Source organism: Comamonas sp. A23 (assembly GCF_004522605.1).
GTDB lineage: Bacteria > Pseudomonadota > Gammaproteobacteria > Burkholderiales > Burkholderiaceae_C > Comamonas > Comamonas thiooxydans.
Genome location: NZ_RSDT01000014.1, coordinates 45,198 through 71,903, shown reverse-complemented (window position 1 = coordinate 71,903; position 26,706 = coordinate 45,198). Strand labels below are relative to the sequence as shown.

General features: G+C 57.0%; 28 protein-coding genes, 1 tRNA gene and 1 pseudogene. 18 read left to right on the top strand and 12 right to left on the bottom strand.

The genetic code is table 11. The annotated features are described in order from the left end of the window. Positions 1-400 precede the first annotated feature (400 nt). Complete coding sequence (locus EIC84_RS23255; protein WP_003062329.1) at positions 401-826, top strand: nuclear transport factor 2 family protein; 426 nt, start codon at positions 401-403, stop codon at positions 824-826. A gap of 575 nt (positions 827-1,401) precedes the next feature. Here EIC84_RS23255 and EIC84_RS23250 read toward each other — a convergent pair. After that, a complete protein-coding gene (locus EIC84_RS23250; RefSeq protein WP_003062332.1) occupies positions 1,402-2,148 on the bottom strand; it encodes an HNH endonuclease in 747 nt (248 codons plus the stop codon). Positions 2,149-2,703: 555 nt separating this feature from the next. Between EIC84_RS23250 and EIC84_RS23245 the strand changes: the two genes are divergently transcribed. From EIC84_RS23245 to EIC84_RS26415, 7 genes are all read left to right on the top strand, one after another. Further along, positions 2,704-3,384 carry a hypothetical protein gene (locus tag EIC84_RS23245; protein WP_003062334.1) on the top strand — a complete coding sequence of 227 codons (681 nt, stop codon included), beginning with the start codon at positions 2,704-2,706 and terminating at the stop codon, positions 3,382-3,384. Positions 3,385-3,617: 233 nt separating this feature from the next. Next, the gene (locus EIC84_RS23240) at positions 3,618-4,112 is read left to right on the top strand and encodes a MarR family winged helix-turn-helix transcriptional regulator (protein ID WP_003062336.1); all 495 of its coding nucleotides are present in this window, start codon (positions 3,618-3,620) and stop codon (positions 4,110-4,112) included. Beyond that, entirely contained in the window at positions 4,109-4,882 is a 774-nt protein-coding gene (locus EIC84_RS23235) for a DNA alkylation repair protein (protein WP_003062338.1), read from the top strand. Before EIC84_RS23240 ends, EIC84_RS23235 begins: the two co-directional genes overlap by 4 nt. Before the next feature lie 10 nt (positions 4,883-4,892). Continuing rightward, positions 4,893-5,231: a DUF6616 family protein gene (locus tag EIC84_RS23230; RefSeq protein ID WP_003062340.1), complete on the top strand. Its 339-nt coding sequence runs from the start codon at positions 4,893-4,895 to the stop codon at positions 5,229-5,231. 277 nt (positions 5,232-5,508) lie between these two features. Then, positions 5,509-5,919, top strand: coding sequence for a LexA family transcriptional regulator (locus EIC84_RS23225; protein WP_003062342.1), 411 nt, complete (start codon positions 5,509-5,511; stop codon positions 5,917-5,919). Between the two features lie 191 nt (positions 5,920-6,110). After that, a complete protein-coding gene (locus EIC84_RS23220) occupies positions 6,111-6,653 on the top strand; it encodes a hypothetical protein (protein ID WP_003062344.1) in 543 nt (180 codons plus the stop codon). Between the two features lie 1,268 nt (positions 6,654-7,921). Continuing rightward, on the top strand, positions 7,922-8,212 hold the full coding sequence (locus EIC84_RS26415; RefSeq protein ID WP_003062347.1) for a Rha family transcriptional regulator: 291 nt from the start codon (positions 7,922-7,924) through the stop codon (positions 8,210-8,212). 213 nt (positions 8,213-8,425) lie between these two features. On the opposite strand, the gene EIC84_RS23210 is transcribed toward EIC84_RS26415, so the two are convergent. Together EIC84_RS23210 and EIC84_RS23205 are read right to left on the bottom strand one after the other, a co-directional pair. Then, the gene (locus tag EIC84_RS23210) at positions 8,426-8,851 is read right to left on the bottom strand and encodes a hypothetical protein (protein ID WP_003062349.1); all 426 of its coding nucleotides are present in this window, start codon (positions 8,849-8,851) and stop codon (positions 8,426-8,428) included. Between the two features lie 144 nt (positions 8,852-8,995). Continuing rightward, positions 8,996-9,553, bottom strand: coding sequence for a DUF1003 domain-containing protein (locus EIC84_RS23205; protein WP_003062352.1), 558 nt, complete (start codon positions 9,551-9,553; stop codon positions 8,996-8,998). Between the two features lie 228 nt (positions 9,554-9,781). Between EIC84_RS23205 and EIC84_RS23200 the strand changes: the two genes are divergently transcribed. After that, positions 9,782-10,255 carry a universal stress protein gene (locus tag EIC84_RS23200; RefSeq protein ID WP_003062354.1) on the top strand — a complete coding sequence of 158 codons (474 nt, stop codon included), beginning with the start codon at positions 9,782-9,784 and terminating at the stop codon, positions 10,253-10,255. Between the two features lie 149 nt (positions 10,256-10,404). Continuing rightward, entirely contained in the window at positions 10,405-10,860 is a 456-nt protein-coding gene (locus EIC84_RS23195) for a universal stress protein (protein WP_003062356.1), read from the top strand. Positions 10,861-10,866: 6 nt separating this feature from the next. On the opposite strand, the gene EIC84_RS26085 is transcribed toward EIC84_RS23195, so the two are convergent. Together EIC84_RS26085 and EIC84_RS23190 are read right to left on the bottom strand one after the other, a co-directional pair. Then, a complete protein-coding gene (locus EIC84_RS26085; protein ID WP_003062358.1) occupies positions 10,867-11,019 on the bottom strand; it encodes a hypothetical protein in 153 nt (50 codons plus the stop codon). 121 nt (positions 11,020-11,140) lie between these two features. After that, positions 11,141-11,383, bottom strand: coding sequence for a hypothetical protein (locus EIC84_RS23190; protein WP_003062359.1), 243 nt, complete (start codon positions 11,381-11,383; stop codon positions 11,141-11,143). A gap of 463 nt (positions 11,384-11,846) precedes the next feature. Between EIC84_RS23190 and EIC84_RS26410 the strand changes: the two genes are divergently transcribed. Continuing rightward, on the top strand, positions 11,847-12,404 hold the full coding sequence (locus EIC84_RS26410) for a fimbrial protein (RefSeq protein ID WP_223305599.1): 558 nt from the start codon (positions 11,847-11,849) through the stop codon (positions 12,402-12,404). 19 nt (positions 12,405-12,423) lie between these two features. On the opposite strand, the pseudogene EIC84_RS23180 reads toward EIC84_RS26410, so the two are convergent. Both EIC84_RS23180 and EIC84_RS23175 read right to left on the bottom strand, forming a co-directional pair. Next, positions 12,424-12,755, bottom strand: a pseudogene (locus EIC84_RS23180) (transposase); the annotation flags it as partial. Between the two features lie 33 nt (positions 12,756-12,788). Next, positions 12,789-13,661 (bottom strand): LysR family transcriptional regulator, encoded by an 873-nt coding sequence (locus EIC84_RS23175; RefSeq protein ID WP_034361437.1) that lies wholly within the window; start codon positions 13,659-13,661, stop codon positions 12,789-12,791. 108 nt (positions 13,662-13,769) lie between these two features. On the opposite strand from EIC84_RS23175, the gene speG reads away from it, so the two are divergent. The 5 genes from speG (at position 13,770) to EIC84_RS23145 (ending at position 18,935) form a co-directional block, all read left to right on the top strand. Next, complete coding sequence (speG, locus tag EIC84_RS23170; RefSeq protein WP_003062367.1) at positions 13,770-14,285, top strand: spermidine N1-acetyltransferase; 516 nt, start codon at positions 13,770-13,772, stop codon at positions 14,283-14,285. 502 nt (positions 14,286-14,787) lie between these two features. Then, positions 14,788-15,315 carry a helix-turn-helix transcriptional regulator gene (locus tag EIC84_RS26405; protein WP_003062369.1) on the top strand — a complete coding sequence of 176 codons (528 nt, stop codon included), beginning with the start codon at positions 14,788-14,790 and terminating at the stop codon, positions 15,313-15,315. Next, on the top strand, positions 15,312-16,580 hold the full coding sequence (locus EIC84_RS23155) for a type II toxin-antitoxin system HipA family toxin (protein WP_003062371.1): 1,269 nt from the start codon (positions 15,312-15,314) through the stop codon (positions 16,578-16,580). The genes EIC84_RS26405 and EIC84_RS23155 overlap by 4 nt, the downstream gene beginning before the upstream one ends. A gap of 240 nt (positions 16,581-16,820) precedes the next feature. Further along, complete coding sequence (locus EIC84_RS23150; protein ID WP_034361454.1) at positions 16,821-18,305, top strand: Fic family protein; 1,485 nt, start codon at positions 16,821-16,823, stop codon at positions 18,303-18,305. Between the two features lie 201 nt (positions 18,306-18,506). After that, entirely contained in the window at positions 18,507-18,935 is a 429-nt protein-coding gene (locus EIC84_RS23145; RefSeq protein ID WP_237704403.1) for a tyrosine-type recombinase/integrase, read from the top strand. A gap of 250 nt (positions 18,936-19,185) precedes the next feature. Here EIC84_RS23145 and EIC84_RS23140 read toward each other — a convergent pair. Next, positions 19,186-19,259, bottom strand: a tRNA-Gly gene (locus EIC84_RS23140). A gap of 508 nt (positions 19,260-19,767) precedes the next feature. On the opposite strand from EIC84_RS23140, the gene EIC84_RS23135 reads away from it, so the two are divergent. Further along, positions 19,768-20,946, top strand: a complete 1,179-nt coding sequence (locus tag EIC84_RS23135; protein WP_034361441.1) for a heme A synthase — start codon at positions 19,768-19,770, stop codon at positions 20,944-20,946. Positions 20,947-20,970: 24 nt separating this feature from the next. Beyond that, positions 20,971-21,876, top strand: coding sequence for a heme o synthase (gene cyoE / locus EIC84_RS23130; RefSeq protein ID WP_003062379.1), 906 nt, complete (start codon positions 20,971-20,973; stop codon positions 21,874-21,876). A gap of 287 nt (positions 21,877-22,163) precedes the next feature. Here cyoE and EIC84_RS23125 read toward each other — a convergent pair whose 3' ends face one another. From EIC84_RS23125 to EIC84_RS23110, 4 genes are all read right to left on the bottom strand, one after another. Continuing rightward, entirely contained in the window at positions 22,164-23,141 is a 978-nt protein-coding gene (locus EIC84_RS23125) for a c-type cytochrome (RefSeq protein WP_003062380.1), read from the bottom strand. Between the two features lie 17 nt (positions 23,142-23,158). Next, on the bottom strand, positions 23,159-23,878 hold the full coding sequence (locus EIC84_RS23120) for a c-type cytochrome (RefSeq protein WP_034361443.1): 720 nt from the start codon (positions 23,876-23,878) through the stop codon (positions 23,159-23,161). Between the two features lie 180 nt (positions 23,879-24,058). Next, positions 24,059-25,876 (bottom strand): ATP-binding protein, encoded by a 1,818-nt coding sequence (locus EIC84_RS23115; RefSeq protein WP_003062383.1) that lies wholly within the window; start codon positions 25,874-25,876, stop codon positions 24,059-24,061. Further along, a complete protein-coding gene (locus EIC84_RS23110; protein ID WP_003062385.1) occupies positions 25,876-26,550 on the bottom strand; it encodes a response regulator in 675 nt (224 codons plus the stop codon). Before EIC84_RS23110 ends, EIC84_RS23115 begins: the two co-directional genes overlap by 1 nt. Positions 26,551-26,706 lie beyond the last annotated feature (156 nt).

Sequence of the window (26,706 nt, the reverse complement as noted above, 5' to 3'; positions counted from 1 at the left end):
GCTGTACTCCCGCCGGCGTGGCCGGCCATCGTTTGAAAACTGTTCCATCGTCTCCACGATCCTCCAAGCGTGGACACGATGCCCGCTTCTCACGGCGCTTTCAATATGGGGTCACCGGACGGATACGAAATGACGACGGACAAGAGCATATATTCAGCGACTTGATGGCTGTAGAAGCTCTGCCATATAGAAGTTCTATCGGCAGTTGTATGACTGCAATGGGCCGAACAGCGGCAGCCGCAATCGCTTGTCGGCTGCGGACATTTGCCAGCCTTTGTGAGTCAAATGTTCCTCAAAAGGTACCGCTACATGCGCGATAGTCGATACAGACGATGCCCAAGCGGCAGATACACGTATTGTCCTGACTGGTTCAAATCATGACTTCCAAACGGAGCCAGCAATGACACTTCAGGACATCTCGGACAAGGTAGAAATCAACGAACTCCTGGCACGGTACTGTCATGCCTTAGACGAAAAGGACTGGCACTCGTTTCAAGCGATATTTCTTCCTGATGCGATTTTGGACTTCACCGCTTTTGGTGGACCCAAAGGCTCTCCTGCCGAGTTGCAAGAGTTTTTTGTACCAATCCTTGGCAGCCTGGCCTCGACACAGCACACAGTCTCTACCGTCAAAATTGATCTAGCAGGAAATAGCGCCACCGCTCGATCTGCGGCCATCGTCCCCATGACGGGCAAGACGCCTGAAGGCAAAGAAACCACTTTTGTGAGCGGCCTTTGGTATGAAGACAGCCTTGAGCGCACAAAGGATGGCTGGAAGATCAAATCACGAAAGCAAGTTCGCAGTTGGGCCGCAAATATGGCCTGATCCACACGGATCCACACGGTCTGAAGCATCGGTATCTATGCGATGGGAATCGAACCGATCAAACCGGGGTTTAAGGGGGGTGCAGCGAGGCTATCTCCCTCTGAGCGCCATCATTTCAATTCCCGTCGCCCCCTAAACTCTCCAGAAAACTCCCCTGACGCTTTAGTGCTCACAGCCACCCTACTCTGCTTGATCATCGATACCAGTCTCGGGAAAAAAGACCAAATCCGTAATCGACCCAACGCGGTACCTCAACAGGATTCAAGCAACGACTGTGACGCAGAGATTGCTGCAGTATTCGATTGCATCGTGGCCTATCGCTCACCACATCATAGCGGTCACCCAAGCATTGATGCAGAAAGAATCCCAATCGCCGGTTTCGATTAAGAAGCCAACAATAATTGCCTACACCCCATGCAGTGTGAGCCTAGCAGGAAATCCACTATTGCAGCATCTGCCTAAGTGTCGCCGATTCAGAGCAGACAACCCTGACGATTGAGAGCAGGATATCGTTAACGTTTAAAAACTGAGATATTATTCCTTGATTTCCAGGGCGAGTGCTTTAGATAGAAAAATCAGGCATTAATTGGACCAAAATGCTTGTTTCTATGGCAATTGGGACAAAGTGCGATTGCATTTTCAACCGTGTCATCACCACCTTCCGCTAGTGGAATCTTGTGGTGAACCTCAAGATATAGGCTCCCATCACTTCGGCGGTTAAAGGGGCCTCTGCTGCCGCAGCTTCCGCATATGCCTTTTGCAAGGTAGAGAACTTCCGCAACGACATCAGGATTGCGTTGAAAGAGCTTCACTAGCTTGGCTACGCGCTTCGGGCGCTTTGATGCCGAACTTAGTCTCTTCCGACGCTCTGTAACCAAGTCGCGTTGCGATCTCTGAACTTGATCTGTGAACTGCGCGTTCAAATCGTAGATGTCAACTGGATCAGCATTTGGAAAGTAGTCTCGCTGCTCTATCCAATGCTCCTGTCTGCGAAGAATTTCGCGGTTTGCCCTTTGTGTCACGCCCATGCCTTCCCTGTATTCGATATGAAGGCGAAATGCTTGAAGCGCCAACTTAAGTCGATCTAAGCCGTCGTCTTCACCAATTTTTTCTAGAAAGTACTCTGAATCAGTCGCGCTCAGGGCTCGCTTGTATCGGACGCCTAGACTCATCTGAAGGTAGACATAGATCACGAAGCCCGCCGACGTGATATTTATGCCCGCATCTCGATGCATCTGAGCGGCACCGTCGGTTGATGAAACGCCTCCGTCACGGACGAGCTTTGCAATTTGATATGCGGTCGCTTGTTGTATCCTGTTCATAGTTCGTTCAGCGCAAATTGAGCCTAGCTAGATCTAGGCAGGAAAACAAATTTTCTTGTCGCTTGGATAGAAAAGGCTCAAGCTGCAGCAATAATTGTTAATTAGCGAATGATAGCTTGCTGGTGAGTCGGAAATCCTCAAGGTCCTAGTATCCGATGGGTACAGGCGAGCAACAATAAAGTGACCAATTTAATCTGTAGTCGATCGTCACTATCTAGATACTTACCTCAAGCTTGTACAGACGCTCAGATCCGAATAACTACGCTACTCCACTTCTTAACGCAGTAGAAGATTCAGGTTCAAGCAGAGAACATCAGACATCGACGAGGATTCACGGCATGGGGCTCCATCAATAGACTGACGAGCAGCATGTCCGTCCAATTCTTCGCACCCCTGTTACTGTGCCGCTGACAGATTGCAGCGTACGCACTCGCGATGGCAGCGCCGTTTATCCGCGCAAGCTAACGGCAAGCCCAGCTCGCAGCCCTTGCCCATATTGCCGCTGACACAAGCTTGCGTTAGCCTGCGGGCTCCACTATTGCTCAGGAGCCTGCCATGTCCCGTCGTTTGGTTCTTTCTGCCAGCACCGCCCTTGCGGCTGCCGCACTGATTGTGGGTTGCGGCGCCATGGGGGCGTCAGGCGGCAACCCCATGAGCTTCTTTATCACCAGCACCAACCCCGGCAAGGGCGGCGACCTGGGCGGGCTGGCCGGGGCCGACCGCTACTGCCAGTCGCTGGCCGCAAGCGTGGGCGCAGGCAACAAGACCTGGCGCGCCTACCTGAGCAATGCAGCGCTGAACGGACAACCGGCCGTCAATGCGCGCGACCGCATCGGCAACGGCCCGTGGCGCAACGCCAAGGGCGTGGTCATTGCCACCAGCGTGGCCGACCTCCACAGTGCCAATGCCAAGGTTGGCAAGGAAACCTCGCTGACCGAGAAGGGCGAAGTCGTCTCGGGCTTTGGCGACGAGGTCAACCGCCACGACATCCTCACCGGCTCGCGCCCTGACGGCACCCTGGCCGTGCCCGAGCCCGGCAAGGACACCACCTGCGGCAACTGGACCAAGAGCGACGGCGGCTCTGCCATCGTGGGCCACCACGACCACAAGGGCACCAACCCCGACCCTGTGGCCAATGCCTCGTGGAACTCGTCGCACGGCACGCGCGGCTGCAGCGTCGAGCAGCTCCAACAAAGCGGCAGCGCCGGTCTGATGTACTGCTTTGCCACCAACTAACCCGGATGAAAGTGCGGGCTTCGTCGGCCCGCGCCAGTTGATGACAAGCAAGCGCTGCCCCTGAACGGCCCTGACGGTTCAATACCCTACTCTGCTTGGTCATTGAATCGGCGCTCAGCTAGGCCAAGGTCTGCAATCGACAAGCCGGCATCTGATGAGCTGGTGCTCGGTCCACTATTCATGAAGTGATGTTGCTCATATAATTAGCCACCATATTATATTTTGGCTAACTAATGAAGCTTGAACAGAAGTACCAGGCGCTAATTGAAGAAGCACAACGACGCAAACTTCCCGATGTGGATGGCATCCAGCTGTGCTTTCAAGTGCTGTCGATGGCTGCAAACATCGACCGCGACTGCGCTGCTTTGCTGGCCCCTCATGGTTTGTCCGAGGGGCGCTTTGTGCTGTTGTTCCTTCTCGATGTAGCGCCTGACGGACTCGCACCCAACGCGCTGGCCGAACAGGCTGGCGTGACCCGCGCCACGGTGACCGGCCTCTTAGACGGACTGGAGCGTGAAGGTCTGATTGAACGACACGCCAACGCCGAAGACCGCCGTGCTCTTTGCATTCGACTGACCTCAAAAGGAAAACAACTTGCCAGTACCGTTATCGACCAGCATGGTCGGTGGATTGCAGGCTTGTTTGGCAACCTGTCTGTAGATGAGCGAAAGCAGCTGGCAGCGTTGCTGGAGAAAGTACGAGGCCCTGAATCGGACGTTGAGTCATGAGGGATCCAGTTCGCAAGGGTGCGACGCGCACCGCTGACATTCCTCGGGACGTTCTGCATGCGCTATCGCGCGGGGAGTTGCAATGTGCGACGCTGGCTGAGTGCCTAGCAGTCGACCAGGCCGTACTGGCACGAACACTCTTTCCGGCACTTACGGCTCACGCACTGAGCACGATCGATGAAGCCTGCCAACTGGGTGTGCTCAAACGCATGGCCCGTATCGGCGCAGTCTTGCTGGAGGACCTGGGTACAAAGGGCATCGCACAGTGCCAAACGCACCGCGCCGATATGGCACGAGGCTGGGCGTGTTTCATGATCGGTGCTCAGCCTAACCTGGATCTCAGTGCACGGCTGGTCGCAATGCGCCCGTTGGCAGACGATGCCCATTTTGGTGTGCGTGAATGGGCTTGGATGGCGATGCGGCCGCACCTGGTGCAAGACCTGGCTGCGGCTATCGCTCAGCTGATGCCATGGACACAAGATCCTTCCGAACGTGTCCGACGATTCGCGTGCGAGGTTTTGCGTCCCCGCGGTGTGTGGAGCACGCATATCTCACAGCTCAAACGCTCGCCCGAGCAAGCACTGCCTTTGCTCTCAGCTCTGAGTAACGACCCTTCGGTCTACGTGCAGGACTCGGTCGCCAATTGGCTCAATGATGCCGCCAAGGACCAGCCAAACTGGGTGCGTGACATCTGTGCCCAATGGCTTCAAAGCACCCAAGCCGCCGCCACACAACGTATATGTCAACGCGCACTGCGCAATCTCAAGTGAAAGTGGAACCATGTCTCATTACCTTGTAGAGCTCTACACCCCCAATTCGGCTTGGCTCGCACTGTCCGCCGAACAAAGGCAACACTTTCTTGGCGGCATCGGACTCGCATTGAATCAACTCTCCAGCCTCGGTGTCGAAGTCCTCTCCCTGGCAGAAACGGACTCCAGCATTGACCAGGGAACCGCGCATACATTCCTTGGTATTTGGCGCTTTCCTGATCAGGCCGCTCGTGACGCTCTGCTGGCAGGCATCAAAGCCAGCGGCTGGTACGACTACTTTGACCATGTGAATGCGGCCAGCACTCAAGGGGCCGCGGATATTCACTTGGCTGCTCTAGCTGCCGCGTAGCGCAGTAATTCCGGTAATGCCGTTATGCATCTGCAATGCATGCGGCTAGTCATTTTCCAGCCCGCTAATGCCCGCTTAATGGCCACCCGCCACAGTCGCCACTGCGGGCTGGCCATCTTTCGGCATAGCATATGCAACTCAACATGGATCCCCGGATTCGCACAGAACCGGGTGCAAGATCGAGTGGAAAGCATGCGACATCAGCGTGGGTTCATGACATCTGAGTCGCATCAACCGCTACACTGTACATATGCACAGTCATCGTCTCATGAGTGGTATGCCCGTTCAACTGATCGCGTCCCCGGTTACTTTGCCGCTGGCTGATCGCAGCGCACGCGCAGGCTCGCCCGCCAATGACTTCGCTGGCAAGCGGCTGGATATTACTGACCTGCTGGTCACGCACCCCAAAGCCACGTTCCTGCTGCGCGTGGCCGGCCCGTCCATGCAGGAACACGGCATTGATGACGGCGATATCGTCGTGGTGGACAGGGAGCTGCGCGCTCGCGATGCGAGCATCGTCGTGGCGGTTGTCGAGCGCGAACTCGTCATCAGAGTGCTGGACAGCGATGGCGACACCTGCAAGCTCAAGGCAGGCGCCCCCACCTACCCCGATATCCTGCCTCAGGAAGGACAGACGCTGGAAATCTGGGGTGTCGTCACCAGCTGCATCAAGCGCTTTGCAAGATGAACACAAGTGCACGCCAGCCCAACGCGGGCTGCCGTTGAAACCTGATTAGCGCCAAAAAAACGCCCACTCACGAAGAAAGGCAATGTAGCTCTCTACATTGCCTTTTTCTTTGGTTTATTACAGTGACCCAACATCGCACTGCGGGCCGGGGTTAATGCGCCAGTAACTAATTTTTACAGATAATGCTCCGCATGCATTTTCTGCCTGCCTTGACTGCCGCAGCATTTTTGCTGCCAGCCACCGCTATGAATCAAGCCATAGCGCAGCCTATTTATCGCTGCGGCAATTCCTATTCTCAAGAAGCATGCAAAGGCGGCAAAGTGGTGGAAGACAAAACCACCACCCTGCACAGCGGCCATTCAGGCAGCACTGTTTATCTGTGCAAAGGCCATGGCGGCGGGCTTTTCTGGAGCAGCGCGCAATGCGGCCAGCACAACGCTTTTCTCGAACGCACGGAAACCGTGCCCTCCGGCCTGCCCTGGGATCAAAAAGTAGCCCAAGCCGAAGCCCAATGGCGCAAAACCCAGCGCAATACCGCAGCCCCTGCGGTTGTCTATCAGACCCGCCCTGCCCAGCCTGCCGAACCCGGCAAAAAACAAGTCTGTGACGCGCTGGAAGAACGTGTCAAAGCGTTGGACAGCATGGGACGTGCAGGCAGCCAGTATTACGACCTGGATTGGGTGCGGAGGGAGCGCAAATTTGCAAGAGATGAGCAATTTAAATTGCGTTGCTAAATAATTTTCAACAATAAAATATCTATATAAAATATGAGTAAAGAGAAGAAAGAAGATAGCAGCACCAACAATCGCTGGTGGGAATCATATTTGGTAAGATATTTATCCGGCTCTATTGCGGGAGCATTCTGCATTGTTGTAATAATTTTATCCTTAATGGATGATTCATTATTAAATTCAAAATCAATAATTAATTCCACTTCAAAAATTGATTGGAAATATTTTCCACTACTTGGGATAATATGATTATCTATCGTTGCTGGTTTAGTCTATTCTTATATGATAAGCTCACCGATAACCGTAATTCATTATGGAAGAGGTGGACCAACTGGAATAGAGAAACATGTCCGTCATATGTGGCTAGGGTGGGCTTGGTCTCTCCTAATTTTCCCTTTTCTAAAAGATCATCTAAATTATTTAATATCATTAAATTTAATTTTCCTAATTATTACTTTTCTTCTAAAAAAATTCAGGACAAGGCACATATTTCGAGAAAGTAAAAAATATCAAAGAGTAGCAAAAAAATATAACACTATAGAGCATAGCGCAACAGCATCTACAATTATTATATTAATATGCAAGGCAATAGAATTAAAATTTAATGACAATCATTTGAAATTTTTGTTTTTGCTTGGTTTTCCAGCCATCTATGTTGGTTTAATTCAATATGTCACACTATTCCGAATATTCAACCAGGAAACATTGATACATAAGTTTTATGGAAAACTATCAAAAGTAAGGTCAAAAATTGGGGCAAAAGATATCAGAGAAACATATTCTCATCTAAGGGAGCACTCCAATTCGACTTTTATTGTATTGCTTGAGGTTTGCGCGACATGTTTTTTATTATTCATAATAAATATTTCCAACTATAATTCTCGTAACATATTCAGCTCAGAATCTAAGGAATTAGCCTCAAATTTCATTATTTTCTTCTCGTTTTGGTTATTACCAAATTTATTCATGTGGTCGCAAGCTAATCGCTTAGAAAAGAGCTTTACACAACATCCAGAAAAATATCTAGAACAAAAAGAGGATAAATCTCAATGGTCTGATTGTTGATTCATCGATCTTCTGAATCTTTTTATAATCAGCGAAGATGATCTTCTCGTCCATGCAAGCCCCCCTCCTAACCAGCTATACTCGTCTCATCACACCCGTCAAATGTGATCTGGGCTTGGTCGCCCGGTATCAGTAGCGCAGCAGCCGCGCCCATACAAACAATGTTGGTCTGTGGCTTTTTGCTTTCATAAGCATCCTGTGCACGCATGGCTCCGCTTTACGGTGTGCCGGTCCTACTGCCGGTCGACCAACCCTCCGTCGATCACGGAACCGTCACCACCACCAGTCTTCAAATCGCAGAGCACTTTGGCAAACGCCACGCTGATGTGATTCGCGCTATCAAAAGGTCCGATGTTCCTGCCGAATTCACTGAACGCAATTTTGCGTTGAGCGATTTCACTGACTCAACAGGACGCACGCTTCCCGCATACCGCATAACCCGCGACGGCTTTACGGTTCTGGCCATGGGCTTTACCTGCAAAGAGGCATTGCGCTGAAAGGTCGCCTATATCGATGCCTTTAACCGCATGGAGGCCGCAGCGCAGGTGCGCCGCACGGTGTTCAATGCGATGATGGAAGCTGACCCAGACGAGTGGCAGCACAGCCGCTATCTGCTGAACCTGAACTACGACAGCCAGGGCCGCCCTACCCAGCCCCATGCCCAGCCGATTGCCCTGGCCATACAAAAAGCCCCTGGCAGGGGCTTTTGTTCAGGCCTCTGGCTTGGAGGGCCAGAACATCTCTCGCACTTCGGGTGCGTAGTACGGCAAGGCAAGCACTGCGCCAAATAGTGCAAAGCCCAAGCCCGATGTCGCGTTCCCCAGGCCGGACAGCACAATCGGCGGACTGAAACAGGCGACAACCCACGTAGCAGCAGAAGACCACAAGGTAAACCGGGGTGCCCATGCTCTGAACCGCAGCAGGCCGTAAAAGGAAATGAGGCCGAGCACCACCAGCACCGAGAGCGCCAGCAAGAAGATCCAGTCCGTGGGGCCGACTTCCGACTGCATCAAAAGGCTCTGGGAAAGATCGGTCAGTTCATGGGGCACCAGATCGAAGCCATATTCCGCCAGCATTCCGAATAATGGGATGCCCAGCGAAGCAATCACCAATGCGCGATAAGTCGATTTGCCCATACCCTCTCCAAGTTGCTATGGGTGAATCGTACTACCGCCCTTCCCGCCCTACCTGTTCTTAGCAATCTGCACCGCGGATGCAGCAGCCCATGTGGCACCGGCGAGGCGCTGGCAAGCACCTCAGGCTACGCAAAACCTGCACAGTTAAACGGACCGCAGGCCGTCCGCCAGCCGGCGCAGCAGCTGGAGCTGTTCGCTCTGGATGGTGATGAGCTCGCTCCACTGCGTTTTCTGCAGCTCGTCGATTTTTTGGTGCAGCAGCATGATTTCCAGCTCGGCCTTGAGGTTGACTTCGTAGTCGTGCTCGCCGCGAATGCGGTCCTTGTCTGCCTGGCGGTTCTGCGACATGAGAATGATGGGCGCCTGTATGGCCGCCAGCATGGACAGAAACAGGTTCAGCAGAATGTAGGGATACGGGTCGAACGTGGAGCCGCGCGCCCAAAGCAGAAAGGCGTTGAGGCCCACCCAGACCAGCATGGTTGCGCAAAACAGCGCCACAAAGGCCCAGGAGCCGCCAAAGGTGGCGACGGCATCGGCTGCGCGCTGGCCGAAGGTGGGCGGTGTCTGATCTAGCTCCTGGTCCACATTGCGTGAAATGTGCTTGCGCCGGGCAATGTGCTGGGCGACCTTGAGCGCTCTGGCATCCAAGGTATCTGCGGAGGCACCAAACAGCCTCTTCGCAACGGTATCCGTATTGAGCATGGGACTTCCTTGTCATCCGAAAGATGAGGACATTGCCAGCATGCTACCCAAGCCTGGCGCTTGCCTTGCGCCCTGTCGCGCCGCCGCCACCGTCATGCGGCAACAAGCACAAGTGGGGGAATGCTTGAATATTGACGCCAGGTGTTGCAACGGCTGCCTTCGAGTGTGAGTATGGGTAGGCAATCGTTCGGATTGCGTAGCTACCGCTGATGCCCAAGGAGGCTGAAAATGTTCAAGCACATTCTGATTCCGACAGACGGCTCGAAACTCTCCGAAGCCGCGCTGCGCGCGGGCCTGCAGCTGGCCAAGGAGCAAGGCTCCGAGGTGACGGTGCTTTATGTGATGCCGGACTATTCGGCCTTGATGTATAGCGGCGAGGGGATGGTGGCCTACAACCCCAGCGAGATGCGCCGGGACGCCGAACTAACGGCCGACACAGTGCTAAAGGCGGTGCAGGACATTGCCAAGGCCGAGGGAGTGGATTGCAAGTTGGAGCGGACGATGAACTTTTCGGTGCACCAGGCCATCATCCAACAGGCCAAGGACAGCCACTGCGACCTGATCTGCATGGCGTCCCACGGTCGCAAGGGCCTTGCCGGCATTTTGCTGGGCAGCGAGACCCAGCGCGTGCTGGTGAACAGCGGCATTCCGGTGCTGGTGCATAGGCCTGTGGTCAAAGAGGTCCGAGCCGATTCCCACTGAATTTCAGGCCTTTTCTTGCCCATCAAAAAAACCGCTTGAATACCTACTTCTGGGTGTTGCATCAGCTGCCTCGGAGTGTGAGTATGGGTTTGGCAATCGTTCGGATTGCGTGGCAACCCCACAGGCGCTGGCGCGCAAGGAGGCTGAAAATGTTCATGCACATTCTGATTCCTACGGACGGCTCGAAACTCTCCGAAGCCGCGCTGCGCGCGGGCATGCAGCTGGCCAAGGAGCAAGACTCCCAGGTGACGGTGCTGTATGTGATGCCGGACTATGCCGCCTTGATGTACAGCGGCGAGGCGATGATGACCTACAACACCAGCGACCTGAACAAGGACGCCGAGAGAACGGCCGACAGGGTGCTGCAGGAGGTGCAGGACATTGCCAGGGCCGAGGGGGTGTATTGCAAGACTGCGCGAGCCATGAACGCCTCGGTGCACAAGGCCATCATCCGGCAGGCCGAGGAAAGCCACTGCGACCTGATCTGCATGGCATCGCACGGCCGCAAGGGCATTGCCGGCATTTTGCTGGGCAGCGAAACCCAGCGCGTGCTGGTGAACAGCCACATTCCGGTGCTGGTACACAGGCCTGTGGTCAAAGAGTAAAACGACTCACAACCCGCGAATGGCGGCGATCAAGCCGCCCAAGCCTACGGCAGTGATGCCCGATCCGGCCAGCACATAGGCCACGGCAATGCGGCGGGCATGGCGGTCTGCGGCGGCGGCATTCAATGGTGTGGTGACGGTCACTTTGGAAAGCATCATCAGCGCTCCGATCCTTGGGCTTTCAAGGGTTGGGAACGAAAGCCTCAGTCGGTCTGAACGCCTGGGGCTTTCACCTTCTCTGCGGGCTTGGTCAGTGGGTCGCCAGCAGTTGCCTGTCCACCTACACCTGCCCTATCAAGGCATTGACCTGGGCATCTCGGCGTTCGACCAGGCTGACCAGCACTCCAACCACGCCCGCGCTTGAAGCAGCAAGGGCTGGCACCACTCCCAAGCCATGTTGCAGTACGAGTTGGGCACTTGTGCGGGCATTCAAACGGAGCGCCATCGTGCAGACGCCGGGCAGGAAGGCGCACGAAAAGGTCTTGGTAAAAATAAGATTTTTCTTATTTTTCTGCATAGCCATTGATTACATACTTCACGCAGCTTGACTGGATTTTTAATCTCCTCGGATATTCACTGATAGGCATGCCAAATGCCAAATGGGGGGGCGAATAACGTTCTGTTGGTTGGTGGTGGCCTTGATGGGAATCTCGTCTCAGGCAAAGGCGCGGTGTGATGTGACTGGGGGCTCCCAAACGTTGACCTTCGATGGCCCGGGGGAAATCATGGTGCCTCGTGATATCTCGGATGAAACTTTGGTCTTTACTGACATTAAGCCACTCTCTAGGGACATCCGCTTCACCTGCTACACCGGAACTTCGTTTGGGATTCACGCCGCTCCTGCGCGAGGACCTAATCCAGTAGATTCGTTTTACTTTCCTACCGGCACACCTGGACTGTCGTTTCGAATAAAGGGGCGAAACGATGACATCATACCTCCTCCGATAATAGAGCAATCAGCTGGCCAATGGATGCTGGTCGGCAACATGACACTGGAACTTCTCAAGACTTCGGCATTTGAGCCTAGCGGCCAGATCAAAGCAGGCGATATAGGAACCCTAAAGATTGGACCCGATATCCTCGTCACGTATAGACTGGCTCGACCCATAAACTTTATCGCGGGCTCCTGCGAGAGTCCGGACGTGAACGTTGCCATGGGGGATGACTATATTTCATCTGATTTTGGTGGACCAGGTACCCGTACCATACCGGTCTCCTTCAGCCTGAATCTAAACCGATGTCCGCCTGGAATTGGCAAAGTCAACTACACGTTTGTTGCGTTGACAAAGGTCATTGACGCCAGTCAGGGAATCGTCGGGCTTAATAATGGATCAGATGCCATTGGAGTCGGGCTTCAAATCAGAGACGGCAATGACGTACCTCTTGCATTGGATACTCCCCATAAATTTACAGGCTACGACTCCCGCCAAGGTGGTAGTTTTCAGATACCGCTGAAGGCGAACTATTACCGATTAACAAACGAGCCTAGATACAAGCCTGGAACAGCAAATTCAGAGCTGATATTCATCATGAGCTACTTGTAGGCTACCGGCTCCAAGATTTGAAGTCCTTCAGGGCTTGAGCCGGCGGCCGAGCTCCACCTGGGCGAAAAACGCGCTGACCAGCTTCAATATCTCGCTGGGCCGGCGCAGTTCCTTGACCCGCGCTCCAGTTCCTTCCTGCGCTGAAGCTCGCCGGTCGTGGTGCCTTCGTGTACGCCGGCATCGACCTCGGCACGCTTGACCCATTCGTTCAAGGTCTGTGACACGCAGCCAATCCTGGAAGCGATGGATTCGATGCTTGCCCACAGTGATGGGCCCTCCCCCATGTGGCTCCTGCACCAGCCTCACCGCGCGCTCTCGAACCTCGGGGGAGAGCTTGTTCGACCTCTTCATGGCTTTATCTTCCCAGGTGCTGAGGCCTCCTTGCTAACTCGAACGCAGCAGCGTTGCCAGCCGTTGCTCGATCCACAAGGCCGTAGCGCCCAGCTCTGCACCCTGCAAATTGAGCATACGCACGGCTAACGGCGGAAGCTGCAGTTCCGCGCAGTCCAGTGCCACGATGCGGGGCTCAATATCGGGTGCTTGGGCGATATTGCGCGGCAGAATTCCCCAGCCTATGCCGTCGGCCAGCATGTCGGCAAGCACGTAGAAGCTCTCCGAGCGCCAGATGCTCGGACTGATCACGAGGTCTTCAACACCCTCGATGTGCATCACCAACTGCCGGTGAGAGGCCAGGTCCTCGCGCTTGATTCCATTGCACTTGGCCAGCTCGTGGTCGCGCGATACGAACACCATCTGAGGTACGCCAGCCACATAAGTTTGAGCAAACTGAGCGCCAGCCGGGCCCCGGTCAAACTGAAAGGCAAGCTCAGCTCGACCTGCTTGCACCTGGCGTGCGACCTCTGCCGCCGTGCCATTGAGCAGGGTCAACTCCAAAGCCGGGAACTGGTGCGCCAGCTCCTGCAGCAGCCTGGCAATCGGCGGATAGGGTAAAGCTTCGTCGATAGCCACGCAAAGCTTGGCTGTCTGGCCATGCGACAGCTTGCGCGCGCGCAGGTCTAGCGCCTGTGCCTGATTGAGCAAGGCCCGTGCCTCCAGCAAGATGACTTCGCCAGCCTGCGTGAGTCGCACCGACCGGCCTACACGATGAAACAACTCCAGCCCGAGATCCGCCTCCAGCAGTCCCATGGCCATGCTCACTGAAGATTGAGTTCGGCCCTGGCGCCGAGCGGCCTGGGTCATCGAGCCACAGTCCGCCACGGCGACGAATTGGCTCAAACGTTCTAGTGTCCATTCCATAAATCAATTTTACTGATTGATCTGAACTTTTCTCAAACAAAAAATTGATTGATCATTGGCAACATGGTCGCTTCAAGCGGCCTCTCCAACCATTGAACGAAAGAATCCATGACGACATCCATTCAGCTAAGACCATTGGAGCGCGACGATTTGCGCTTTGTGCACCACCTGGATAACAACGCCAGCATCATGCGGTACTGGTTTGAAGAGCCTTATGCGACCTTTGATGAACTGACCAGCCTCTACGACTCACACGTTCACGACCAAACTGAACGTCGCTTTGTAGTCGAGCATGAAGGGGCCCGAGGGGGGTTGGTTGAGTTGGTGGAAATCGACCTGGTACATCGCCGAGCGGAGTTCCAGATCATTGTTGCCCCTGATCAGCAGGGCAAGGGGATTGCCATTCGTGCTACTCGTCTGGCGCTTGACTATGGCTTCAAGGTTCTCAATCTGCACAAGATCTTTTTGCATGTGGACAAGGAGAATGCCAAGGCTATCCACGTCTATACGAAGCTTGGCTTTCAGCCGGAAGGTGAACTGGTCGATGAATTCTTTGCCAACGGCCAATATCGAAGCGTGTTGCGCATGTATTTGCTGCAGAAAAGTTACCTCAACAAGGAATGAATCATTGAGGAGCCTCTAGGCTCAGTAGTTCATTGCGCCAGTAGTTCATTGCGCCTGTTGTACTGGCGTCTTGCGGCACATGCCAACGTCGCTGGCAATGGCTTGACCATGGCTTTGCCGCGCCGGGCCACCTGGGCTTGAGTATCTCCTGCCGATGCATCCGATAGACACCGTGCTGCATGAGCTGCAGCACCTCGACCGCCAGCGCAGCCGCCTGCCACGCGCTATGAAAAGCAAAGCAGCCACCGCCATCCCAGCAAAGCTATCGGCAGCAAACTGCTTTCAAATGCAGTTAGAGAAAGCGCAACGTGCTCACAAATTCATATATAGAAAGCACAAAATTATTCATAGATGAATCAAAAATATATATTTAAATATATCTATGTATCAAACAAGCACGCAGACAACAATGAAGTCGCCTGCTGTCGCATGCAAGCAATGCTTTAGAGACAAAAATAATTCATAGATTTACATGTTTTAGCCAAAACACTAATATCTATGCATGCCACGCCAGAACACATCGCCCGCAGACTACCCGCAAGCCGTACTCCAGCAGATCGAGCAGCTTGCGCAGAACATCGTCATCGCCCGTAAACGGCGCGGCGAGTCGCAGGCGCAGTGGGCCAAGAAGCTGGGCATATCGCAGCCCACCATGGCGCGCATAGAGCGCGGCGACCCGTCCGTCGCCATGGCCTCGTATGTGATGTGCATGTGGCTGATCAATCATGCCGGCGGCCTGGCCGACCTGATCGCGCCGCAGAACGACCATGCGGCGCTGGAGAAGGAGGTCGCAAAGATTGACAGCAAGCGCAAGAGCAGCGCTCCCAAAAAGAACAAGCCATCAGCGGCTGCAACGAAAGCTGCACTCCCTCAGCCATCGACTTCAGAACCGGAAGGCTTGGCAGGACTGTTTGAACGGATGGCCAAGTACGCTTTAGAGCAAGAGATGCAAGCTCAGGGCGACAAAAAGACAGCTGCAGCAGCAGGACTAGCCGCTCTCATGAACAAATCAACGCCTCAAAAGCTATGAGCCTGCCCATCAACACCGTCTCGCCACGCACCTACGTGCCGCAAGACCAGCTCTATGTGTGGGCCATGGTCAACCCTGCTTCGCCCACGCTGGTGGGCGAGCTCAGCCTCTCGCAGCTGGTGGCAGACTGCGCCACTTTTACCTACACACAGGACTGGTGGAACTTTGCGCTCAGCGAGGACATGCCCATCGTCCAAGGGCAGATCTTCAGCACGGGCGAGAGGAACACGGCCCCCGGCGCAATCGACGACGCCCGCCCCGACCGCTGGGGCGAGCGCATCATTCGTCACATCGACCGGCCTGCCCGCCTGTCCATTCTGGAAATGCTGCTCTTCGCGGGTGACGACCGCTTTGGCGCGCTGGGCGTGTCGACCTCGGCAGAGCAATATATTCCCCGCTACCTCGGGCCGTATCCGCAGTTGAAGGATCTGGCCCAGCTCGCCGCCGCGGTGGAAGACGTGCAGACCCAGGCCCCGATCACCGCAGAGATACAGCGCCTTATCCAGCCCGGTGTCACCCTCGGCGGCGCGCGGCCCAAGGCATTGCTGCAGACGGATAACGGCCCCTGCGTCATCAAGTTCAGCGAGCTCGACGACCCCGTGGACACCCCGCTTATCGAGCACGCCACCATGACGCTGGCCGCACAGGCCGGCATGTATGTGGCCGACACCGCCGTGCTGCCACTGCTGCCACGCTACGGCAAGGCTCGGCACGCTCTCACCATCGAGCGCTTCGACCGCCTGGGCCCCTACCGCGTGCACTGCCAGTCCGCCCACACCGCCCTGCGCGCTGCGGGGCTGGAGCAAAGTTACAGCAATCTGGCCACCATCGTGCTGCGCCTGGGCCACCCGGACCGGCAGACCGCCATGCGCGAGGAACTGTTCAAACGCCTGGTCTTCAACATCCTCATGGACAACACCGACGACCACGAGCGCAACCACAGCATCAGCCTCAATTTGGCAGACGGCTACTACGACCTCACGCCCGCCTATGACGTGGTGCCCAGCCTGCAAAACCTTGGCTATCAGGCACTCGTCGTGGGTACCGCAGGCTCCGAATCCAGCCTGGAAAACGCACTCACCCAGATCAACGAGTACGGCATCAAAATGCCCCGCGCCGTCGAACTGATACGGCAGGTGGCCGCCGCCGTCGATCGCTGGGCCGCGCACTTTACTGCGCTGGGGGTCAGCAAGTCCGACATGGAGTTGCTCGCCGCCAGCATCGACCGCGATGCGCTCAGATCGCAGAGACAGGCCTTTCTGTAAAAGCTAAGCACCTCTCACCCCAACAAAAGCCCGCAAGGTTCCAGACTTGGCGGGCTTTCTTGATTCCCAAGGAATCTTGATGACCGACACCTCAGACCGCGAACAATTGCTTCGCAGCTAAGCAGAGGCATCAGAGATAAGAAAAATCCTCAAAAAGACAAAGAAAGTAATTTTTTCTTCAGTGAAGTCGGAAAAATTTTGTTTAGCATTTGCCAAATAACTTTTTTCCTCGAGGAGCAGATGGCACATCACCGTAAAGTTGGTTATGCACATCTACGTGAGCGCCTGAGCACAGGGGCATTCGAGCCGTCACAACCTGCCAAAGTCTACCCTGTCCAGAAATTTGTGCGACTGTCTGACTGCGTGCAAGTGCCTGAACACGCCGCTCCTGCCTCCGATGCCAGTGCATTGGAGCATCTGCTCTTCGCCCTCAAGCATGAAGAGCTGGATCTGCAAGCCGCGATACTAGCCCTCAAAAAAATCGACCCAGTACCACTGGTGGAGCAGTTTTCACAGGCCACCAGCAGCAGCTATCTCCAGCAAGCCTGCTTCCTCTGGGAAATAGCCAACCAGCAAACTTTGAATGCACCACCAGCCAAAGGTGCGACCAAGCCGCTATTTGACCCCAATCTATTTCTCACCGGCCCATCGAGCAAATACACCCGATGGCGCGTGGACTTCAACGGCATAGGTTCCATACAGTACAGCCCCACCGTCAGACTCACACCTGAAATCAAGGCTCTGCTGGCCGAAGATATCCTTGGTCAGGCCCGCGAGTTCATCCAATCCATGGACCCCGACATGGTCGAGCGCGCGGTGCGCTGGGCGTATCTCAGCGAGACCGAAGGTTCATACGCGATTGAGCGCGAAGCGCCTACAGGCAACCGCACAGAAGCATTTGCCAAGCTTCTTGCTCGCGCTCATGAAGAGATCCTTCTCACTGAAGAGTATCTGGTCGAGCTTCAAAATCTCACCGTGCAATCGGCCATGGATCAGGCAGTGGAGTACCGCAACCAGCAAAACTGGCTGCGACGCGACAGCAGCATCACCTACGTACCGCCAGCACCTGAGCACCTCCTCCCCGTAATGGAAGGCCTGCTCACACTGGCCAACCAAAAAGACAACGGCATCCATCCACTGGTTCTGGGATCGCTGGTCAGCTTTGGATTTGTATTCGCCCACCCCTTCATGGACGGAAACGGTCGCCTATCGCGTTTCTTGTTCCACAAAATTGCCTGCCGCAATGCCAATTTACCCAACGGTCTGGTACTCCCCATCTCTACAGCGATGGCACGCCATGAAGGCCACTACCTGAGGGCCCTCAAGTCCTTCTCTGCCCCCGCGCGCGACCTATGGACAGTGGCCAAAGTCTCAGACCTGGAGTACGACTGCGCCTTTGAGGGCTCACCCGAGATCTACCATTTCTGGGACGCCACACAGTGCGTGCAGTTTGGCCTGGAGATGGCCAAAGAGGCACTCCAGCGTGACCTGCATGAAGAAGTTCATTTCCTCGGCCGATTTGATCGTGTGTATTCACGGCTCAATAAAGCCATTGACATGAACAACAACCTCATGAACCTGATCGCAAGACTACTCGTGCAAAACGATGGCGCTTTGTCAATCAGCAAGCGAAAAATGTTCATAGCCAAAGGCTGCACAGAGGAGCTACTGAACGAAGCCGAACAGATTGCTCAAGAGGCGTTAAACGAAGAAAGCCCAGATTAAGGATGCAATCAATGGAACAGCCCGCACACGCGGGCTTTTTTAATCACCAAGAAGTCTTGCCTCAGACCGCGGCGAACTGGTGCGACTGGCGGGCGAGCAGACCATCAACAACTATGTGTCGGCCCCCAGGTCCGCTATGGACCTGGCCGTGCTCGACAAGCTGCTGAGCGAGAACCGCCCGACCCGTTCGACCGTGAGGAAGTGGAGAAGATCATTGACCACGCGCACACCAACTTTGCGCCAACGGTTGTCAACTTGATCGCGTTTCGATTCTTCTCAGGTCTGCGCACCAGCGAGATGGTGGCCCTGCGCTGGCAAAGCATCGACTGCAACAAAATGCAGGTGCTGATCCACAAGGCGGTCGTCAAAGGCCTGCGCAAGCAGGCCAAGACGAACAAGGCCCGCCTCGTCAGCTTGAACAGCCGGGCCCTGGATGCATTGGAAAGACAAAAGGAGCAGACCCCGAGGGCGCAACTCGGCAACGTGGCCGGGGACGTCATGCGCCAAACCACACCCAAGGATTCACAGACGGTCTTTGTAGAACCGACGCATGGAGAGCCCTGGGCTGACGAGAAGCGGTTTCACAACCCTTTCTGGGTGCCGGTGCTCAAGGCCCTGGGCATTCGTTAGTGGCTGCCCAACCATATGCGCCACACCTATCCGACGATGCTGCTCATGGAAGGTGCCACGGCGGCCTATGCAGCCAAGCAGATGGGGCATTCGGTGGAGATGTTTTGGAGCGTCTATTCCAAGTGGCTGGACGACGATCAGGGGGATATCGAGCAGGCGAAGCTGGAGTCCTTCATCGGACAAAACTCCCCAGGAACTCCCCCAAAAAAAACAAAGATCGCGATAAGTCTTTGTTTTATAAAGGCAAAGCTGGAGCGGGTGATGGGAATCGAACCCACGTTATTTGCTTGGGAAGCAAGAGTCCTACCATTGAACGACACCCGCGTCTGCGACGAAGCCACGACTGCAGCTGTCTTCGACACGCTCACAGTTCCAGGCTGAGAGCTTGGGCTATCGTACATCAAGGCTGTGTAGCCTCCGTTCAAAATCGGAGCATTTTGGCAATTTTTTGCCTCGGAGTTTCCCCGAAAGCAGGGTTTTGAGGACCAGCCTTTCTTCCTCGTTGTTAGGGACACTCCGGTCACGACTGCCTAGCCTCAAATCACATGGGTAAAATTGTGCGGGATCAAAGAGCCTGCATTCAACTGCTGCTCCAAGCGTCGAGCAAAGTCCTGGTCCTGGAGCACGCAAGTCTCGCTACGGGCAAGCAGGTTGCTCTCGTTTTACGCTTGACCAAGATCTTCAATAATTTCTGTAAATACTGGCCAAATACTGACCGTCCCTGCCGAATCATGCCGCTTTGCTTCTGCGATTTTTTCCCGCCCGCTGACCGCCGTGCCTTGCCTGAAGCACAGGCGGCTGGACGATGGAAGCCGGCCCGCGGAGCTGCGGCATGACGGAGCAGCAGCTTTATGACCTGGCTCCTGCACTGGAGCTGATGGCTTTCGGTCTGGTGCTGGCCCTGGGGCCCTTGTGCTGGGTCTGGTGGCGCAGTCGGGGCACCGGCCCCGGCAAACGTCTGCAGGCCCTTTGCGTGCTGACGCTGTTCCTGACCTTCGATCTGGTTCTATTCGGCGCCTTCACTCGGCTGACGGACTCGGGCCTGGGCTGCCCTGATTGGCCTGGCTGCTATGGCACGGCCAGCCCTATCGCAGCACATGCCCAGATCTCCGAGGCGCAAGCCGCCATGCCGACCGGCCCTGTCACCCATGGCAAGGCCTGGGTGGAAATGATTCACCGCTATCTGGCGACCACGGTCGGCGTGCTCATCATTGCCATGACGGTCATGAGCTGGAAGCAGGCGCGGGCCGCCAGACGCAAGGGTCAGCACGCGTCTTTCAGCGGCGCGGCCAACCCCTGGTGGCCGACTCTGGCTCTGGTATGGGTCTGCATACAGGGCGCTTTCGGCGCCTTGACGGTCACCATGAAGCTGTTTCCGGCCATCGTCACCCTGCATCTGCTGGGCGGTACCGGCTTGCTGGCCTTGCTGGCCATTCCTGCATCGGGACTGAGCCAGCAGCAGGCCGGTCGCTCTGCGGCCCCGATTGCCGGACGCTTGCGCATCGCGCTATGGCTGTGTCTGGCGCTGCTCATCGTCCAGGTCAGCCTGGGCGGCTGGGTCAGCACCAATTACGCCGTGCTGGCTTGCACGAGCTTCCCCGGCTGTCAGGGCAGTTGGTGGCCGGCCATGAATTTCGCCGAAGCGCTGCAGATCTGGCGCCCGCTGGGCATGCTCAAGGACGGCAGCCACATCAGCTTCGAAGCGCTGACCGCGATCCACTACACCCACAGGCTGGCAGCCTATGTGGTGGTTCTGGCACTGGCCAGCCTGTGGTGGGCATTGCGTCATGCCCCTGCACTGGCCAGGCAGCGCCGGCTGCTGGGATTTTTTGCGGTGCTGCAAGTTCTGACGGGTCTGTCCAATGTGGTGTTGGACTGGCCCCTGGTGGCGGCCGTGCTCCACACCGGTGGAGCTGCGGCCCTGGTAACGATTGTGGTCTGGAGCCTAGCCGTGACGCGTAGCCATGCCGTCACCGCCCCCGACCCTGAAATGGCGCACCGCCCTGCCTGAGGCATAGCGCAAAAGAGTGATTGCATGAGTCAAAGTGAAGCCTTGTTGAACAACACCTCGCGAATCAGCCAGTTCTACGCGCTGACCAAGCCGCGCGTGGTGCAGCTCATCGTGTTCTGCGCCCTGATCGGCATGGTGCTGGCCGTACCCGGCTGGCCCACAGCCAATCAGTGGATCCATATGGGCGTCGCCTGCGTCGGCATCTGGCTGGTGGCGGCTGCCGCTGCGGCCTTCAACTGCCTGGTGGAGCGTCATATCGATGCCAAGATGAAGCGCACATCATGGCGCCCCACGGCGCGCGGCGAGCTCTCCAGTCAGCAGGCACTGGCCTTCTCGGCCATTCTCTGCATGATTGGCGCCACGATCTTGCTGGTCTGGACCAATGCGCTGACGATGTGGCTGACACTGGCCACCTTTGTCGGCTATGCGGTGATCTACACCGTGGTTCTCAAGCCCGCCACGCCACAGAACATCGTGATCGGCGGAGCTTCAGGCGCCATGCCACCCGTGCTGGGCTGGGCCGCCATGACGGGCAATGTCGGCCCCGAGGCGCTGATTCTGTTCCTCATCATCTTCCTCTGGACTCCGCCCCACTTCTGGGCACTGGCCCTGTACCGCGTGGAGGACTACCGCCAATCCGGCCTGCCCATGCTGCCCGTGACCCATGGCAGCGAATACACGCGCCTGCAGATTCTGCTCTACACCGTTGTACTGTTTGCGGCCGGTCTGCTGCCCTTCATGTACGGCATGAGCAGCTGGCTGTATCTGTTCGCGGCTGTCGTTCTGGGTGCAGGCTTCATCGCCTATGCCGTGGCCCTGTACCGCAATTACTCGGACGAGCTGTCGCGCCGCACCTTCCGTTTTTCACTGCTTCACCTGAGCCTGCTGTTTCTCGCCCTGCTCGTGGATCACTACCTGTTCATGGCCTGATCCTTCAAGCCCTGCCATTGCAAAAGCCCGGCTCGCCGGGCTTTTCTACGTCTGTCGGAAAGTGATCTTCCCGTGCGTTCCGAGTCTAGGTTTGAGTGCGGATTCAATGGATCTTGTACAGCCCTGCCACACCCCGGGCTCTGTGACCAGGACGCAACGTACCGCCGACGACTCAACGGCGGCTTGGCCAGACACCCACTCTGATCACCCCGATCACCAAAAAAGGCCAGCCCCTGCTACAGGGCTGGCCTTGAGCCTTCATCCAGCAGACCCGATCAAGCGTCCATTCACAGACCCTTGAGCAGCTTGCCGTTCACTTCCTTGCCGTACATGGAGTACTTTCCATGGTGCTTTTCGGCCGTGGCCTGCAGATTGCCGTTGAAGCGCGGATCCTGGCCACGCTCCTGGCTGTTGATGAAGGTCGCCACATCCCAGGCTTCCTGATCGCTCAGCGTTGCATTGCCGTAGGGCATGTTGTTCTTGATGAAGTTGGCCGCCTTGTCGATGTCATGCATGCCGGCACCCCAGTTATAGGAGTCCTTGCCCCACAGCGGCGGGAACACGGCCACATCGCCGACAAACTGGCCCTTGCCGTCTGCAGCGTGGCATAGCGCGCACTTGGCTTCATAAACCTTGGCACCGGCTTCATAGGTGGGAGTCTCTTCGGGCTTGCCCGCCTTCTTGAAACCTGCACCGGGCAGCTTCTCGCCCGTGGGAGCCTTCTGTGCCATCCAGTAGGCATAGGACTCCAGTGCCACCAGAACGTCATGACCGTCGTCCGGTGCCTTGCCGTTCATGGAGTACATGAAGCAGCCGCGCACGCGCTCGGCAAAGGTGTCCACATGGTCGGTCTTCTTGCGATAGGCCGGGTACATGGGGTAGGCCCCCCACATGGGGGCTGCGCCCTTCAAACGACCTGCGTCGAGGTGGCAATTGGTGCAGCTCAGCGGGTTGCCCGAGAAGCCTACGGCATTGACCGGCGTGCGTGTGAAGATCGCTTCGCCACGGCGCACCCACTCGCCCATGGGGCCTTCCGGATAGTCGCTGACGCCGGGAGGTGTGAATTCACCGGGCTTGGCTGCCACTGTCACGGCCTTGGCGTCTGCAGCAGGCGCGGCCACCTTGGCTGGTTCTTCAGCCTTCTTGGGGCTGCTGATGCTCATGCCATACCAGAGCGCGCCGCCCAGACCGGCGAACAGGCAGGCCACCACCGCGTATTCAGCGAGATTGGAGCTTTTGGAAGCAGTTTGTTGTTTGTCCGACATTGTCAACTCCCGAACTCTTAAGGCTTGGCGGTTGCTGCGGCAGCAGCGGGGTTGTGCAGGCGCTGGTAGTACGCAGCAACGGCCTTGACGTCATCAGCCGTGAGCTTCTTGGCCACAGCCCCCATCAGACCCAGTGGGCCGGCCTCGCGCTGCCCCTTGTTCCAGGCATCGATCTGACTTTGCATATAGTCGGCAGATAGATGGCCGATAGCCGGAAAGTCCTTGCCCACGCCCACGCCACCGGGGCCATGGCACTGCGCACAGGCAGGAATGCCGTCAGCCCAGCGACCACGCTCGACCAACCAGGCACCGCTATCGTCGCTCTTGCCGGGCAAGGCACCACGCACGCTCTTGATAGGCAGTTGCAGGCTGGCGTAATAGACGGCCACATCGGCGCGTTCCTGCTCGCTCAAGGCCTTGGCCATGGGAGCCATGACAGCGGACTGACGGGCACCGGCCGCCAGCTGGTTCAGCTGACGCTCCAGGTAACCGGCGTGCTGACCCGCCAGTGCGGGGAAGCCAGGCTGGCCCTCGCCCTTGGCACCATGGCAGGTGACGCAGGCAGCCGCACCGCCGGCCGAGCCGGACTGAGCGATCTTTGCACCGGAAGCGACATTGCCGTTCAATGCAGCCTTGGCGGCAGCAGGTTCTTGCGCCCAGGCGCTGGTCGCCATCAGCATGGAAATGCCGACAGCCACCCACGACCGGGGCAGAGTCTTTGTGTTCAAGCGATTCATCTTGGGAATGGAGGTTTAAGCGGCTCAGATCTGCCGCACATCAGGCGTGTGCTGAACGCCGACGTCTGACCTGGAATGTCACGAGCCAAAGCAGCCCAATGACAGCAAGCACATTGCCCGAAGATACTTATAGAAGATTAAGAGCCAATTAATGCTGCAAACAATTGGCTCCCAATCTGACTAATCAGGCGGCGCAGCACAGGACTTCACCGGCAGGCATAAACGCACCACCAGCCCTGTCACCGCTTCTGGCGCCAGGCCGCTGTGCACCTGCTCGAATGCATAGCCCTTATGCTGCTGCCACTGGGCCAAGGGCAGCAGCTCCAGCTCACCGTCGCTGCACTGTGCAATGCGCTGCACTATCGCCAGCCCCAGACCGCTGCCATGGGCCTGATGCTGCTTGCGCCAGAAGCGCTGGGTCGCCACGGCACAGTCCTCGCTACTCAGCCCGGGCCCATGGTCAATCACTGTGAACTCCACATAACCGGCAGGATTGACAGGCATCGTCTGTGGCTTGTCGCCGCCGACCTGCGCCAGCTGCGGAATGTGGCGCAGGCCGAGCAGCACCGCAGAGTCGTCCGGCTCGCCACTTGCCTGCTGCCCATAGCGCAAGGCGTTTTCCATCAGATTGCGCAATGCCGACACCAGCAGGGGCTGAGGCACGGCCACACGCAAGTCCTGCAGCCTGGCGTCATTCAGGGCTTGCCGAGGCAACCAGCGCAAGCGCAGCGAGCCTGAAGGAATGGCCGTGGCGGCCAATCCCCAGGCTTTTTCCAGAGCCTCCCACGCACAGGCGGGCTCGCTACCGCAGGCCATGGCACGAGAGCCTCCTGCACCTTCGCCCACCGGCTGACAATCCAGCCGGGCCAAGAGCAGCAATTGCTCCAGCGTGTGCTGCAAATGCTCCACGCCCTCCCCCGCTTGCTCCAGCGCCTGCCGGGTCATCTGCCACTGTGCGGTCTCCGAAATCGGCCTGGGCACAGCATCCTCTTTGCCAGTGCCGGGCTGATCCCTCAAAGCGACCATCTGAGACCCCGCATTGGCCACCGCCATCTGCGCCACCTGCACATGGGTTTTGACGGCAGTCAGCGGAGTGCGCAGCTCATGGGCGGCATCGTCGCTCCAGCGACGTTCGCGCTCAATGGCTTTGTGCACGCGCTGCAGCAGGTGATTGATGGTCTGCACCAGTGGCGCCAGCTCCTTGACCTGCCTGCCTTGCGCCACGGGCGAATCATCTCCGGGCGGACGCTCGCTCAACTCCTGGCGCAGCGACTCAAGGGGGCGCAGGCCGCGCGTCACCCCCCACCACATCAACACCATGCTGGCCAGCAGCGCCAGCACAAAGGGCAGGATGATGGTGTAGGCGAAACCATGGATCAGTCCCTCGCGCACATCGATGCGGTCGGCCGTCGCAATGCGCACGCCATGCTCCTCAAGCACATAGGTACGCCAGGGCTTGCCGCCTTTGGTGATGCTAGAGAAGCCCAGCGGCAGCGGCCCCTGGAAGCTGGGCGCACCCGCAGTGCGAGCCAGCACCTGAGAATCGGTAGGCTCGGCCGCCTGCTCGGAGGCCGTATCTGCGGAGTCCTCGGCGCGGCCGGTCTTTGCAGTTTTGGCGCGCGGTGCATCCAGCGGAGATGCCGGAATCAGGGCTGGGCGAGCCGCCTTGCCGCTCGCCTCGTCCGACACAGCATCTGCATCCATAGCATCATGTGTAGGTGCGGTATGCACTTCGCTGCGAATCATGCTGACCTCGCAAGCCACACCATCACGTGCCACCACATTGAGCATGGGACCCCAGTCCTCGGGACTGGTGTTGTGCGGCTTGAACTGGTGAACAATGCCCGCCACCATGCGGGCCGATGCAATCAGCCGGTCGTCGAGCACGGAACGCAGCTCATGCCTCATGTCGGCAAACATCCATGCCGCCACACCGCCCCATAGAGTGCACAGCGCCAGACACAGCCAGACCAGCAAACGGACCCGCAGGCTGCGCATCAGCAACTGCCTCCCTGCACGCGCCCTAATCTGAAGCCCACACCACGCACGGTCTCCACCATGTCCGAGCCCAGCTTGCGACGCAGATGGTGCACATGCACATTGACCGCGTTGCTTTCCACATCAAGGCTGTAGCCATAGAGGCTGTCGCGCAGTTGCTCCAGGCTCAGCACTCGCCCGGGCGACTGCAGCAGCGCGCGCAGCAACGCCCATTCACGACGCGACAGGTCCACGATGCTGCCCTCCCGTATGGCCTGGCCAGCGGCCAGATCCACTTTGACATCGCCCAGCACAATCCAGTCCACGGTACGCCCCGCCGCCCGTCGCAGCAGCGCATGCAGCCGCGCCGCCAGCTCGTGCAGATCGAAGGGCTTGACCAGATAGTCGTCAGCTCCGGTCTGCAAGCCTTCGATGCGCTGGTCCACTGCATCACGTGCGGTCAGCACCAGCACCGGCAGCTCCAGCCCCTGACGGCGCCACCGCGCCAGCAGATGCAGACCGTCCTCATCGGGCAGACCCAGATCCAGCACACATACATCGAAGTGGGAGGATTTGAGTGCCGCATCAGCCTGGCTGGCGCAACCCACCACGTCCACGCCAAAGCCCTGTAGCTGCAGGCCCGCCTTCACCCCGCTGGCGACCAAAGCGTTATCTTCCACTAACAGCACATGCATTTTTTCACTGCGCAACCGCCACCCTCACCATCACATCCGGAGATGTGAGTACCCGTTACGCACCTTGTTTATCCGAAGCGGTCGAGCATCGCAGATTTGTCTTTTCGCAGCGTTAACCCCTGCTTAATCCCTTGCGCCCAAGATGCGGGGCTGCCT